We start from the raw sequence: 13,014 nt of genomic DNA on the forward strand, positions 1-13,014 counted from the left end.
ATAGTTTATTTCTACCCTATCATATATATATTGTGTTTCCCAGAAAGTGTATGCATGGCATCTTAATCAGAGTGATTTAATGGCTGAAATAACAAGTATGCAGGCCACTCACAAGTGGGCAAGCGTAGAAGACCTTGAAAAAGCAAGGTATGATGATATAGGGGCGTCCCTCAAGGAACTGTACTCTTTTGATGGGATAGATGAGTGCATCATCATCCAGACCTGTAATCGAATCGAGACATATATCGTTTCCTCTGACAACGGCAAGCATGTGCTTGAGGAGTATGTTCGCTATAAGGGTGTGCCAGCAAATCTCGTTAGATATTATAACAACGAGCAATCACTTAGGCACCTGTTCAGGCTTGCTTCCGGCCTTGAATCCATGGTCATCGGCGAGGATCAGATTCTCGGGCAAATCAAGGATGCATTCGATATCGCGCGATCGCTTGGCATTACAGGCAACATACTCAACACGACGTTTGGCAAGGCTATCAACGTCGGCAAGAGAAGTAGGACCGAGACCGATATCAATAGGGGCTCGGTATCGATTGGCTCTGCTGCCGTGGACCTGGCAGAGCAAATACTTGGCACACTGGATGGCAAAACGATCATGGTAATTGGTGCGGGCGAGATGGGGGCGCTGGTTGCAAAGGCACTCTCGCAGAGGAAGATTCGTGCAATTATCATATCGAGCCGGACGCACGAGCATGCACTGGAGTTGGCAAAGGAGTTGGATGGAAAAGCAGTGTATTTTGAGGACATCATGGACTACATACCCCAATCAGACGTAGTGATAAGCGCTACGGCCGCTCCACATATAGTAATCGACAGAAAGATGATAGAGGAGGCAATGGATAAACAAAATAATAGAAAACTCCTCCTCATTGACATAGCAAATCCAAGAGACATAGAGACGTCCGTAGCCGAGATTCCAGGCGTCGAGTTGCACAACATCGACTCTTTGAAGAAAATAAGAGATGCAAACATAGAAAAACGGAAAGTCGAGGCTTTAAAAGTTGAAGAGATAATCGAGGAAGAGCTTGAGTTACTCGAAAGACAATACAAACGGAAAAGAGCAGATGGGGTCATCTCATCGTTATACGCCCAGGTCGAGAATATCAGGGTCCAAGAGCGGAAGAGGGCGATCAATAGGCTAAGGGCCATCGGGGGAGTAGATGAATATCAGCTCGAGGTCATAGACGACCTGACCAAATCGCTCGTCAACAAGATACTCGCCCACCCAACAAAAACCCTGAGAGATGGGAGCGAGGACGGGGATGACGATTTCCTGCGCTCGATTATGAAATTATTTAAGATAGATGGCGGGGATTGAATATTATGTCTCTTGTATCGAGAATGCGAAGACTACGGCAGCCCAAGATAAGGGATATGGTTCGAGAAACCGAACTTACGAATAATGATTTGGTTTATCCCATGTTCATCAGCGAGAGTGATACAAAACCTGTTGAAATCGCGTCCATGCCCGGACAGTTTCGATACCCGCTGAATATGGTTGCAGATGAGGCAAGAGCGGTGGCAGACCTTGGCATCCCCGCCATCATATTATTTGGAATACCATCGCATAAGGATGATGTAGGCACCCAGGCATATGCTCCAGATGGTGTCGTACAGAAAGCGATACGCTCCATCAAGGATGAGGTGAACGATCTGATCGTTATCACTGATGTATGCCTCTGCGAATATATTACTCATGGGCACTGCGGCATCGTCGAGGGCGGGCGCATTTTAAACGATCCAACGCTGGAGATTCTCGCCAAGACCGCAGTCAGTCATGCCCATGCAGGGGCGGACATCGTCGCTCCATCTGGAATGATGGATGGAATGGTCGGCGCCATACGAAGTGCGCTGGACGAAGAGGAGTTTCTGGATACGATTATAATGTCATATGCGGTGAAATATGCCTCTGCCTTCTATGGTCCTTTCAGGGAGGCTGCCGACTCTGGTTATGCATTTGGCGATAGAACGACCTACCAAATGGACCCTGCCAATTCTGATGAGGCGTTGCAGGAGATACAGCTCGACCTGGCAGAGGGTGCTGACATCGTCATGGTAAAGCCAGCACTGCCGTATCTGGACGTGATCTACAGGGTCAAATCCGAGTTCGGCGTGCCGACATCTGCGTATAGCGTCAGCGGAGAGTATGCGATGCTCAAAGCAGCGTCTCGACACGGATGGCTTGATGAAGAGGCAGTTGTCATGGAATCCTTATTGTCGATCAAGAGGGCGGGCGCTGATATGATCATTACCTATTTTGCCAAAGATGTTGCGGGGTGGCTAATGAGTTGAATATGGAGACATCGAAAAAACTCTTCGACAAGGCGAAAGCTCTTTTGCCAGGAGGCGTGAGCTCTCCAGTGAGAGCGATTAAGCCATACCCTTTTTATACGAAATTCGCGAAAGGCTCCAAAATATATGACGTGGATGGAAATGGGTACATCGATTACTGCATGGCATATGGTCCCTTGATCCTCGGTCATGCACATCCTGCCATCAAGAGGGCAATCGTGAATCAGTTGGATAATGGCTGGCTCTACGGCACTCCAATCGAGCAGGAAATAACATTGGCGAAGCGAATTACAGAATATTATCCGAGCATCGATATGGTCCGCTTCGTCAACACCGGCACTGAAGCGACCATGGGCGCCATACGTGCAGCGCGTGGCTTCACAGGTAAGAGCGGAATCATAAAAATCGAGGGCGGATTTCACGGTGCACACGATGCGGTTCTTGTGAAGGCTGGATCTGGTGCCGCTACGACGGGCGTGCCGGATTCACTTGGAATTCCAGCCGACTTCACGAAGCACACCTTACAGGTTCCCTTCAACGACATAGATGCGATGGCCGATGTGATGGATGCGTATGACGACATAGCCGCAGTCATAATGGAACCTGTGATGGGCAATGTAGGGCCGATTTTGCCGGAGAAGGGATATCTACGAGAGGTGCGGACACTGACGGAAAAAAATGGCATCGTGCTGATATTCGACGAGGTCATCACTGGTTTTAGATTATCGATGGGTGGCGCTCAAGAATATTATGGCGTCACGCCTGACATGACCACACTTGGCAAGATTCTTGGAGGGGGGCTTCCCATAGGCGTCATAGGCGGGAAAAAAGACATCATGGAAAACATATCGCCTGCCGGGGGAGTATATCAGGCCGGTACGTTCAACGGCAATCCATTATCGCTTACTGTGGGTCTGGTGACCATGGATATATTGAAGCAGGATAACGTCCACAAGGAGATAAATCGCACAGGAGATTCGCTCAGGGCGCAATTGGAGGATGTTATAGCCGATCTGCATCTCGACTACAGCGTTACTGGCATCGGCTCTATGTTCGAGGTATTTTTCAGGACAGAGGTGCGCAATTACCAGGATGCCATGAAGTGCGATAAGGTTGGCTATCTTGATTTTTTCCATCGAATGCTTAAAAGTGGCATATTCTTGCCGCCATCTCAATTCGAAACCAACTTTGTATCTTATGCCCACACACCAGACGATATTCAAAAAACAATAGAAGCATACAGGGAAAACTTAAAATGATAATCGGTTCCAGAGGCAGTGCACTCGCACTGGCACAGGTAGAGACGGTGCGGTCGCTGTTACGAAAAAATGGCATTGAAACCGAGCTAAAAATCATCAAGACCAGCGGAGATGTATTTACAAATCGGCCGTTACACGAAATCGGCGTTGGCATCTTCGTCAGGGAGATCGACGAGCTGATGTTGAAGGGCGAGATTGATGCGGCGGTGCACAGCATGAAAGACATACCGACAGAACGTCCGGCAGAGCTAAGTATAGGGGCCGTTCTGCACAGGGATTCGCCCTATGATGTGTTGATTAGCGATTACGGGTTCGACGATTTGCCATGTGGCGCCGTGATAGGGACATCGAGCATGCGGCGGCGGGCACAATTGTTGAGATTAAGGCCCGACCTGGACATCAGGGGTATGCGAGGGAACATCGATACCAGACTGCGGAAGCTGCGGGAAGGAAAGTATGATGGAATTGTTCTTGCCGAGGCAGGGCTGGAGCGGCTGAAATTGGATATCGGTGCCGAGAGGCTTATTATCACTCCGTCTGCCAACCAGGGAACCATCGCCGTGGTCGTGAAAAAAGGCACGGATGTGGAGAGGCAGGTTAAATTATTGGATTGCGGGCGATCCAGGATCGAAACGGAAATAGAGCGGACGATTCTGGGGATTCTGGGTGGGGGCTGTGTCGCTCCCATCGGTATCCTGGCACGATTCGACGACGAAATTGTGGTCAGGGCGGAAGTTCTCTCTCCGGGGGGCGAGCGATGCATCTCTGTCGAGCGTTCAACAGAGGTCAGTAATTATAAATCCGCGGCAGTGGAAATTGGAAATGATTTAAAAAATAAAGGTGGGGCGGAATTAATTGAAGAAGCGAACAAAAGGATTCGAGGGTAGAGTTTTTCTGGTCGGCGCGGGACCTGGCGATCCGGAATTGCTCACGAAAAAAGCAGAGCGCATCATCAAAGAAGCCGATGTGATACTGTATGATCAACTGATTGGGAGCGAAATCATCAAGTCGTTTCCTGCTGGAGCGGAGCTGATCGACGTCGGTAAGCACGCAGGTCTTCACAAGTTCGAGCAGGATGAGATTACCCAGATGCTCATCGAACACGCCAGAGAGGGGAAAATAGTCGTAAGGCTCAAGGGAGGAGATCCATACCTGTTTGGACGGGGCGGCGAAGAGGCAGAGGCACTGGCTGCCGAAGGAATAGGAGTAGAGGTCGTTCCAGGAGTCACATCAGCGATAGCCGCCCCTGCATGTGCAGGGATACCTGTTACGCACAGGGAATGTGCATCGATGGTGACGTTCATCACTGGACACGAAGACCCGACCAAGGAAAAATCGGCACTCGATTGGAATTTGCTTGCGAAAATGTCTGGGACGCTGGTCGTTTTAATGGGTGTGAAGGGCATCGAGCGCAATGTAAATGCGCTGTTGAGACGTGGCAAAAACCCAGAGACGCCAGTGGCTTTAGTTGAACGTGGAACGACAGATGAGCAGAAGGTCACCATCGGGGTGCTGCGCAACATCGTCCAGCTTGCAGAAGCAGTAGGTGTAAAACCGCCTGCAGTCATGGTCATCGGCGATGTCGTCAGGCTACACGAAACGCTTGGGAGAAGGAAATGAAGACGATCGCGATAATGCGCCCTGAACAACATTTAAAGAAGTCCATCGAACTGGCAAAATCCCATGAGTATAAGGTGATCGCCGCGCCAATGGTGGAAATTAAAGAAAGAGATGCTCCTGAGTTTGACGTGTTCGCCCATCGTGTTTTGGGTGGCGAAGTGGACTATGTGATATTCACCAGCGTCAATGGCGTTCGATTCACGCTGAAAAAGGTGGGCCGATTATCTTCCATCTGCGACATCACCGAATTCATCGATGCATTGAATGCCTGCAAAACGGTAGCGGTCGGACCCAGCACGCAGCGAGGGATGGAGAAACACGGCATACGTGTTGACGTGGTGCCGGGGGCATACAGCTCGGAAGGAATCATTAGCGCTTTGGCGCCGTATATCAGAGGTAAAAAAGTCGAGATTGTGCGAAGTTCGCATGGTGCGCCGTTGCTGGTCGATGGATTGAAGAAACATGGCGCCATAATACATGAGGTCAAAGTATATGATATCGTTCGGCCCGTTGGTAAATGCCAGAGAAAGCTGATAGAGGCCGCGTTGAATGATGAGATTGATGTATATGCCTTCACGAGCGCGATGAGCGTGAAAAATTTCTTGAAGACGGCGGAAGACTTAGGTAAGAAGGGCGAACTCGTAGAGGGCATGAAGCACAGAACTGTGGCAGCCATAGGAAACCCTACTGCAGAGGCTTTAAGGGAAAACGGCATTTGCGTGGATGTGCTTCCGGAGCGATTTACCTTCAAATGCATGCTGGATGCACTGATCAGAAAAACACATGGAGAATTAAAAATATGATCATCTTTTCAAAAATATTGGCAGATAGGGGCACGGTATGGGACGCCATACGAGCGAAGGAGATGGCAGCGGCAGATGCACCAGATGACCTGATTAGGTTTTCTTCTGAAATCAAGCCCGTTGTGATGTGGAACATCACACAGGAGTGTAATTTGAGGTGCAAGCACTGCTATTCCAGCGCATCGTCGGGTCCACACCCAGATGAGCTGACATTGAAAGAAGGCATAAAGTTCATCGATGAACTTGCAGAGCTGGGTATCCCAATGTTGATATTTACAGGGGGCGAGCCGCTTGCCAGCAAGAACTTCTTCTCATTCGCCCGTCATGCGAAGAAGAAGGGAGTGCGCACCGTCATCTCCACGAACGGAACCCTGATCACGCCAGAGGTTGCACGGATGATGAAGGAGGCGGACATACGCTATGTGGGCGTCAGCATCGATGCCGCAGATCCAGAAATACATGATGAGTTCAGAGGAGTAAGGGGCGCATGGCAGATGGCGATGGATGGAATAAGGAATGCGATGGACGCGGGTTTGCGGACAGGCATCAGGATCACCATCGACAAGAATAATTGGAATCAGGTGCCTGCATTGCTTGATTTGGCAGTAGAAATGGGAGTTCCACGATTCTGCTTGTATCATCTGGTCCCCACTGGGAGGGGGGAGAACATCGCGGAATTGGATGTCACGAAAGCGCAGAGGGTCGAGGTGCTAAAGCATCTATATGATAAAGCCATCGAGCTGAAGGACAGGGATATCGAAATCCTCACGACGGATTCGCCGATGGATGGCGTTTACATCCTGGAGCGACTTAAAAAGGAGGACCCGGAGCGGCTGGATGATGTGCGAGAACTGCTGAGGATGTCCGGAGGATGCTCGATTGGAAATAAGGTCGCAAACATCGACTATCTGGGCAACGTCAATCCGTGTCATTTTGTCCTGCATAAGACCGCCGGAAACATACGGGAACGCTCGTTCAACGAGCTCTGGAACGAAAATCCATGCAAGTTGCTGTGCGAGTTGCGTAGACAAAAAGAGTTGTTGAAGGGTAAATGCGGCATCTGCGATTATAAGGACGTCTGTGGGGGCTGCAGGCAGAAGGCATGGTTCTTTGAGGGCGACTTCTTCGAGGAAGACCCAACGTGCATATATAATCCCGAAACGAAGAGGATTGAGGTGTAAAATCAGACCATAATAGAATTGATTTTTAGGACGGTGGCATCGATATTAATATCTATTTTTCACACTATGCTCTTACGGAGTAAGTGGTATTTGCATTCTATTTCTTAAAAAATTGAGCATATAAATATCTCGATAAAACCAAAAAAGAAATAAAGGGAGAAAGAGGCACAGATGACAAGACGTCTTTTTCCGATGCTGTTGAATCACTGATTAATAAAATAACTAATAAATAACAAAAATAATGACAAAAATACATATTATTTCTTTAAAATATCACTATTTTTACATACTCCTTCAACACATATTTATACAAGGAGTATATATCGATGACATACACAGTTATAGTTCCTGACGAAATTGAAAGAATAGTGAGTAAGAAACTCAAAAATAAGGAACTGATCAACAGAGTCTATAAAAAGCTCAAAAAGCTTGAGAAAAAACCAACCGTTTATGGCAAACCGCTAAGAAAACCACTCGCAGGAATCTGGGAGATTTATTTTGAGAAAAGATGGAGAATTCTATTTGAAATATATGAGGAGCAAAAAATTGTGCTCATCGTTGGTTTTAAGCACAAGGATGAGATGTAATCTACTCTGTTTCCTTAATTAAGTCGGAAAGTTTCTTGAATTTGCCTTTTTTAAAATCTTCTCTACTTTTTTGTATTTGTTTTAATAGTTTGGAGTCAGAAAGAACTTCAATAGTCGCTTTCATGCTTTCATACTTATCAGTAGAAATAGTAATCCATCTCGCTTTATGTTCACCTTCTACCTCAATCTCATTCATTTTAATCGTAAATTAAATTATTCATCAAACTATATAAACGTTAGAGGCAGATCAACTTTATGCACCAGAACCCCTCCTGAATATGTTGATTTAGATGGAATTGAGATATATTTATCAATCAAACCTTTTAAGGTCAGCGCCAACAAAAATTATATAAGCTGGTTCATTCCAATATTATTATTGAAAGGTGATTTGAATGTGGGATTTGGAACCGTTTGATGAAATTAGGCGGATGCAGAGACAACTCGACGGGATGTTCAGAGAGATTAAACCACCGACCTTTGCACCAACCTTTGGGGATAAAATGTCTCCTTTTGTCGATATAGTAGATGCCGACAAAGAGATAGTGGTGACCGCAGACATTCCTGGCGCACAAAAAGAGGATATTTCGATCAACGTTAGGGGTGATATCATGGAGATCGTGGCATCCAGGCGGGAAGAAAAAGAGGAGAAAAAGAAGGACTACTGGAGGAGAGAGCGATCATATAATCAATTCTATCGGTCCATTCAACTTCCAGTAAGCGTCGATGATAAAAGGGCGAAGGCATCGTTCAAGAATGGTGTGCTGGAGGTCAGGCTTCCGAAGTTGGAGATAGAGAAGAAGAGGGGCATTCCGATCGAATAAATCCCTCTCTTTTATCTTTTACGAAACTCCGCAGGAGTTCGCACTGGCGCATGTTGAGATGAGATGATGACCGTTACACCCCTACATTTCCACTGGAGACAGGATGAGTATTTATTATAGAATATTACATTATTAAGTAGAGGTCAAACGATTATTTGGCGTCCAATTCGTTTGCAAATATCTCATCGATGTCAAGTCTTTTCGCCAATTGATTCGCTGCCAGTTAGTAGCTATCGGTGACTGTCGCGGTTGTCATGCCCGCCTCTTTTTTTATGGCGGCAATCGTTTTTTGGGCAGCCTTTCCTTATGCAGATAATTCTTTAAATAATAAGCCATATTTTTACAGGGGTTAAATAAACTTGGACAAAGTAGTGATGACTATTGCTGGCTCTGACTCTGGTGGCGGGGCTGGTATCCAGGCCGATCTGAAGACGTTTTCGGCGCTAGGTGTGCATGGAACATGTGCCATCACAGCCATCACAGCGCAGAACACGCTCGGCGTGCAGGACTCCTATGATTTGCCGGCAGAGATAATAGCGAGCCAAATAGAGGCGATATTATCTGATTTTGATGTCGCATATGCAAAAACAGGCATGCTGTCGTCATTGGAGATAATCAAGACCGTCGCCAGAGAAGTTAAAAAACACAAAATTCCACTGGTAGTTGACCCTGTGATGGTCGCGGAGGCAGGAGGGACGTTACTCAAAGATGATGCAGTTTCAGTACTCGTGGAGCGGTTGTTTCCCCTGTCAACGGTCGTGACGCCAAATGTCTTTGAGGCAGGTGTTCTCACGGACATGAAAATAACGGATAAAAAAAGCGCAAAAAAGGCGGCAGTTGAAATACACAACCGTGGCGCAAGAGCAGTTATAATCACAGGAGGACACCTCGATGCCGTCGATGTGCTGTACGATGGCGAATTTCACTTCATAGAGGGGAAATTGATTGCTGGCGGCACGCATGGTGCGGGATGCACATATTCTGCTGCGCTCACAGCATATCTGGCAAATGGTCTTGCACTGAAAAATGCTGCAATAAAGGCAAAAGAATTCGTGACCGCTGCTATCGCTGGCGGTGTGCGGGTCGGGCACGGAAGCAACCCAGTGAATCAATTGGCGAGCCTATCAAAAGATGCTGAAAGATATCATGTGCTGATGGATGTAAGGGGCGCTGTTTCGATGCTAAAGAATTGCAGAGGATTTTCTGAGTTGATTCCAGAAGTTGGTACCAACATCGGGATGGCGGTCCATGGGGCCAGCATGAAAGATGATGTCGCTGCCGTCAGTGGAAGAATCGTGCGCGCAGATGGTGCAAGGGCAGTAGGAGACGTTGACTTCGGCGCGAGCAATCATATTGCGCGAGTGATACTCACAGCGATGCGATTTGATGAAAAGATGGTGGGAGCCATGAACGTCAAATATTCGCAGGACATATTATCGGTCTGCAAAAAATTGGGATTCTCGATTGCCTCGTTTGACAGGGGCGATGAACCAACAGGCGTCAGCACGATGGATTGGGGAGTCGAAGAGGCAATCCAAAAATCAGGGCGCATGCCAGATGTCATCTATGACGTGGGCGCCACTGGAAAAGAGCCGATGGTTCGATTGCTTGGCAAGAGCGCGAGGGAGGTTGCAGAAAAAGCAGTTAGGATTTGCGAAGTACTTTTTTCAAAATGAGACTATCATTGCCCATGTTCAATACCAGCTAACAGAATCCCTGCTGATATCAAAAGCCTTCGATCAATTGAGGGTTCCAGCTCTACTATGGTCATGCTGTACTTGAGTACGAACGGATTAAAATGTTGCTTGATTTCAGCAATTTTTCTACCACCTGTTGAGGTGATAACATATGTTTGTGGAACTAAATTAAAGAACCATAAATCAATGAACCTGTTCAAAAGGGCTCCTGCCATACTACTTTCAGTTAGTTTTCCAACCTCTTGACCTTCGTTAGAAAGGAAAATCCATTCATCCTTAATAATGGATTTAATGCCCTTTCGTCTTATGGCGCCAATAGCCTCGCCTGTGGTTGCATCTTGCACATTATACGTTGCCCCAATATCAAGAATCTCGGGGGTTTTAATAGTCAAAAGTTCTTCCGTCTGACGTTCATCTGAGTAGACTCGGAAGTCCTCTCTTAACTTAAATGCCTTCTGCTCTGAATAGAAAAGAGGTTTTCCATACTTATCATATACATGAAAAGCCCCTCCAAATAATTTGAATACCTTCCTGCGAAATATGTAGTGACTGTGCTGGAATGCAGGATGAAGTTCTTTTATTGTTGCCATTTCGCATCTCTTTTCAAATTTGCCCCATGGCATAACACATAACTACCCACATACAAAATAATAGGGAAATATATAAAGTTACGTGTCCTTGGGTTGATAGGTTGATATATTCTTCTTGGCATATCGGAAAAGATTAAGTGTAAAGGATGCATAGCGATTGTATCAGGATTGTATTAGAATTACATTGGTGATTTGGTAAAGGAGATACAAGGATGGGCATTAAGCCAACATATATCAAAAAAACAGGAAACGCCCTATTAAAACTACATCGGGATGTGTTTGCGGCCGACTTCGAAGAGAACAAAAATCTGGTGTCCGAACTCACAGATATCAGAAGTAAACGAATTAGAAACCGCGTTGCAGGATACGTAACCAGCAAATTAAAAATAAAGAAGGCGGAGTAGAAAAACGTGTTTAAAGGTGTAGCGCCAGCGCTCGTCACACCATTTACAAAGGATAACAGGGTGGATGAGGAGGGGCTCAGGGAGAATATCGAATTCGTCATAAAAAATGGCGTATCCGGAATCGTTCCAGCAGGATGCACTGGAGAGGCTGCTACGCTCTCTTTTCAGGAGCAGAAAAGGGTCATCGAGGTGGCAGTAGACGTTTCTACGGTTCCCGTCATCGCTGGGACAGGGTCTAATAATACAAAAGAGGCGGTCGAACTCACAAAATACGCAGAGGACGCTGGCGCAGATGCCGCAATGTTGATATCTCCATATTATAACAAGCCGACTGATTCGGGTTTAATTAAACATTATGAAACCGTCGCCAATTCGTGTGACATTCCAATACTGTTGTACAACGTGCCATCCAGAACCGGGATAAACATGGGGGCGCACATATCAGCTGAATTGGCGAAAATTGAAAACATCGTCGGTATCAAAGAAGCCAGCGGGAACATATATCAAATTTCCCAAATCATCAGGCTAACACAAGGTCAGAACTTCGCCGTGTTTTCTGGAGACGATGGCATGACCTTTCCAATTTTAACGCTTGGCGGGAAGGGCGTGATATCGGTTGCGGCCAACATAATCCCAAAGCAGATAAGTGACATGACATCCGCATTCTTCGAGGGAAATATCGATGCAGCAAGAAGGATTCACCACGCCACATCTCCTCTGATGCATGCCCTGTTTCTGGAGACCAATCCAATTCCAGTAAAGACTGCAATGAACTTGATGGGCTTGGCAGCTGGCGGACTTAGATTGCCTTTGACCCCCATGGACGAAGAAAATGTAGCCAAGTTGCGTTACACTATGGAATCGTTGGGATTATTATGATTGGTGTTGCAGTTGCCGGTGCATCTGGGCGGATGGGCAAACTGATCATCCAGAATGTCGCCAGTGCGGACGACATGAAGCTTGTAGCTGCATTCGATGTCAAAGGAATTGGCACGAATGTTGGAGATGTGCGTATATCGGATGCAAAGGATGTCCGCAGAGTGCTGATGGAAACCAACCCGGATGTCTTGGTCGACTTCACGATTGCGCATGCAGCGGTAGAAAATGTAAAATCCGCTGCCGAGCGCGGCGTGAATCTGGTGGTCGGCACGACGGGGTTCACACAAGAACAACATGCAGAGATGGAGAGGGCAATCGATAAAAAAGTGGCGGCAGTCATCTCTCCCAATTTCTCGGTTGGCGTGAACGTCTTTTGGAAAATAATTACAAATGCGGCAAGGCACCTCAGTGGTTGCGATATCGAGATCGTCGAGGTGCATCATCGCCATAAGAAAGATGCGCCAAGCGGTACTGCGATAAAAGCGGCAAAATTAATCGGTAAAGCGTTGGGAGGGGTGGAAATACCCGTTCACTCCATAAGAAGTGGGGATATCGTTGGCGACCATATCATATTATATGCCGGGGATGGAGAGCGAATGGAGATCAAACATCAGGCACACAGCAGGCAGGCATTCGCATCCGGCGTCATGATAGGCATACGGTGGGTTGTGAATGCGGAAAAAGGAATACATTCGATGGACGATGTGCTTGGAATATGCTAAACCATGTTCTGTCCCCGAATTTACGACAGAACATTAGGCAGTGTTAACTTAAGGACTACCTGAAACGTAAAACAGGTAGGTGCTATGCGTTTTGAAATCGTCATTTCTGCTTAAGTTAACAGCACCGAACATTAAACCAAAAAA

15 protein-coding genes are annotated in these 13,014 nt (G+C 46.9%); 13 read left to right on the top strand and 2 right to left on the bottom strand.

The features are described 5' to 3' along the window. The first annotated feature begins 79 nt into the window (after window positions 1–79). The 8 genes from hemA (at window position 80) to BME93_03125 (ending at window position 7,757) form a co-directional block, all read left to right on the top strand. Window positions 80–1,333 carry a glutamyl-tRNA reductase gene (gene hemA, locus BME93_03090; protein ID ATZ61108.2) on the top strand — a complete coding sequence of 418 codons (1,254 nt, stop codon included), beginning with the start codon at window positions 80–82 and terminating at the stop codon, window positions 1,331–1,333. A 5-nt stretch (window positions 1,334–1,338) separates the two neighbouring features. Then, the gene (hemB, locus tag BME93_03095) at window positions 1,339–2,307 is read left to right on the top strand and encodes a porphobilinogen synthase (GenBank protein ATZ61109.2); all 969 of its coding nucleotides are present in this window, start codon (window positions 1,339–1,341) and stop codon (window positions 2,305–2,307) included. 2 nt (window positions 2,308–2,309) lie between these two features. Beyond that, the gene (hemL, locus tag BME93_03100; GenBank protein ID ATZ61110.2) at window positions 2,310–3,566 is read left to right on the top strand and encodes a glutamate-1-semialdehyde 2,1-aminomutase; all 1,257 of its coding nucleotides are present in this window, start codon (window positions 2,310–2,312) and stop codon (window positions 3,564–3,566) included. Next, complete coding sequence (gene hemC / locus BME93_03105) at window positions 3,563–4,453, top strand: hydroxymethylbilane synthase (GenBank protein ID ATZ61111.2); 891 nt, start codon at window positions 3,563–3,565, stop codon at window positions 4,451–4,453. Before hemL ends, hemC begins: the two co-directional genes overlap by 4 nt. Continuing rightward, entirely contained in the window at window positions 4,422–5,186 is a 765-nt protein-coding gene (cobA, locus tag BME93_03110; GenBank protein ATZ61112.2) for a uroporphyrinogen-III C-methyltransferase, read from the top strand. Before hemC ends, cobA begins: the two co-directional genes overlap by 32 nt. Next, window positions 5,183–5,989, top strand: coding sequence for a uroporphyrinogen-III synthase (locus BME93_03115; GenBank protein ATZ61773.2), 807 nt, complete (start codon window positions 5,183–5,185; stop codon window positions 5,987–5,989). Before cobA ends, BME93_03115 begins: the two co-directional genes overlap by 4 nt. Next, window positions 5,986–7,170: a radical SAM protein gene (locus BME93_03120; protein ATZ61113.2), complete on the top strand. Its 1,185-nt coding sequence runs from the start codon at window positions 5,986–5,988 to the stop codon at window positions 7,168–7,170. Before BME93_03115 ends, BME93_03120 begins: the two co-directional genes overlap by 4 nt. A 326-nt stretch (window positions 7,171–7,496) precedes the next feature. Continuing rightward, on the top strand, window positions 7,497–7,757 hold the full coding sequence (locus tag BME93_03125; GenBank protein ATZ61114.2) for a type II toxin-antitoxin system RelE/ParE family toxin: 261 nt from the start codon (window positions 7,497–7,499) through the stop codon (window positions 7,755–7,757). A gap of 1 nt (window position 7,758) precedes the next feature. Here the strand turns inward: BME93_03125 and BME93_03130 are convergent, their stop codons facing one another. Further along, window positions 7,759–7,953, bottom strand: coding sequence for a hypothetical protein (locus tag BME93_03130; GenBank protein ATZ61115.2), 195 nt, complete (start codon window positions 7,951–7,953; stop codon window positions 7,759–7,761). Between the two features lie 196 nt (window positions 7,954–8,149). Between BME93_03130 and BME93_03135 the strand changes: the two genes are divergently transcribed. Beyond that, on the top strand, window positions 8,150–8,578 hold the full coding sequence (locus BME93_03135; protein ID ATZ61116.2) for an Hsp20/alpha crystallin family protein: 429 nt from the start codon (window positions 8,150–8,152) through the stop codon (window positions 8,576–8,578). A 359-nt stretch (window positions 8,579–8,937) separates the two neighbouring features. Further along, window positions 8,938–10,254 carry a bifunctional hydroxymethylpyrimidine kinase/phosphomethylpyrimidine kinase gene (gene thiD / locus BME93_03140; GenBank protein ID ATZ61117.2) on the top strand — a complete coding sequence of 439 codons (1,317 nt, stop codon included), beginning with the start codon at window positions 8,938–8,940 and terminating at the stop codon, window positions 10,252–10,254. 5 nt (window positions 10,255–10,259) lie between these two features. Here the strand turns inward: thiD and BME93_03145 are convergent, their stop codons facing one another. Then, on the bottom strand, window positions 10,260–10,865 hold the full coding sequence (locus BME93_03145) for a hypothetical protein (protein ATZ61118.2): 606 nt from the start codon (window positions 10,863–10,865) through the stop codon (window positions 10,260–10,262). Between the two features lie 212 nt (window positions 10,866–11,077). Here BME93_03145 and BME93_03150 point away from each other — a divergent pair, with 212 nt between their 5' ends. The 3 genes from BME93_03150 to dapB are packed head-to-tail and all read left to right on the top strand — an operon-like array spanning window position 11,078 to window position 12,870. Next, window positions 11,078–11,269: a 30S ribosomal protein S17e gene (locus BME93_03150; protein ATZ61774.2), complete on the top strand. Its 192-nt coding sequence runs from the start codon at window positions 11,078–11,080 to the stop codon at window positions 11,267–11,269. A gap of 6 nt (window positions 11,270–11,275) precedes the next feature. Further along, complete coding sequence (dapA, locus tag BME93_03155; protein ATZ61119.2) at window positions 11,276–12,148, top strand: 4-hydroxy-tetrahydrodipicolinate synthase; 873 nt, start codon at window positions 11,276–11,278, stop codon at window positions 12,146–12,148. Beyond that, on the top strand, window positions 12,145–12,870 hold the full coding sequence (gene dapB, locus BME93_03160; protein ID ATZ61120.2) for a 4-hydroxy-tetrahydrodipicolinate reductase: 726 nt from the start codon (window positions 12,145–12,147) through the stop codon (window positions 12,868–12,870). Before dapA ends, dapB begins: the two co-directional genes overlap by 4 nt. The last annotated feature ends 144 nt before the right edge of the window (window positions 12,871–13,014 follow it).

The sequence above is a fragment of the Methanosarcinales archaeon Met12 genome (genome assembly GCA_002813105.2).
Classification (GTDB): domain Archaea; phylum Halobacteriota; class UBA148; order UBA148; family JAJOKI01; genus JAJOKI01.

Bases quoted from the DNA above. Each gene is read 5' to 3' on its own strand.
- dapB (ATZ61120.2), top strand. From the start codon at position 12,145: ATGATTGGTGTTGCAGTTGCCGGTGCATCTGGGCGGATGGGCAAACTG.
- hemL (ATZ61110.2), top strand. From the start codon at position 2,310: ATGGAGACATCGAAAAAACTCTTCGACAAGGCGAAAGCTCTTTTGCCA.
- BME93_03120 (ATZ61113.2), top strand. From the start codon at position 5,986: ATGATCATCTTTTCAAAAATATTGGCAGATAGGGGCACGGTATGGGAC.
- BME93_03135 (ATZ61116.2), top strand. From the start codon at position 8,150: ATGTGGGATTTGGAACCGTTTGATGAAATTAGGCGGATGCAGAGACAA.
- BME93_03145 (ATZ61118.2), bottom strand. From the start codon at position 10,865: ATGGCAACAATAAAAGAACTTCATCCTGCATTCCAGCACAGTCACTAC.
- BME93_03115 (ATZ61773.2), top strand. From the start codon at position 5,183: ATGAAGACGATCGCGATAATGCGCCCTGAACAACATTTAAAGAAGTCC.
- hemC (ATZ61111.2), top strand. From the start codon at position 3,563: ATGATAATCGGTTCCAGAGGCAGTGCACTCGCACTGGCACAGGTAGAG.
- BME93_03125 (ATZ61114.2), top strand. From the start codon at position 7,497: ATGACATACACAGTTATAGTTCCTGACGAAATTGAAAGAATAGTGAGT.
- hemB (ATZ61109.2), top strand. From the start codon at position 1,339: ATGTCTCTTGTATCGAGAATGCGAAGACTACGGCAGCCCAAGATAAGG.
- BME93_03150 (ATZ61774.2), top strand. From the start codon at position 11,078: ATGGGCATTAAGCCAACATATATCAAAAAAACAGGAAACGCCCTATTA.
- BME93_03130 (ATZ61115.2), bottom strand. From the start codon at position 7,953: ATGAATGAGATTGAGGTAGAAGGTGAACATAAAGCGAGATGGATTACT.
- hemA (ATZ61108.2), top strand. From the start codon at position 80: ATGGCTGAAATAACAAGTATGCAGGCCACTCACAAGTGGGCAAGCGTA.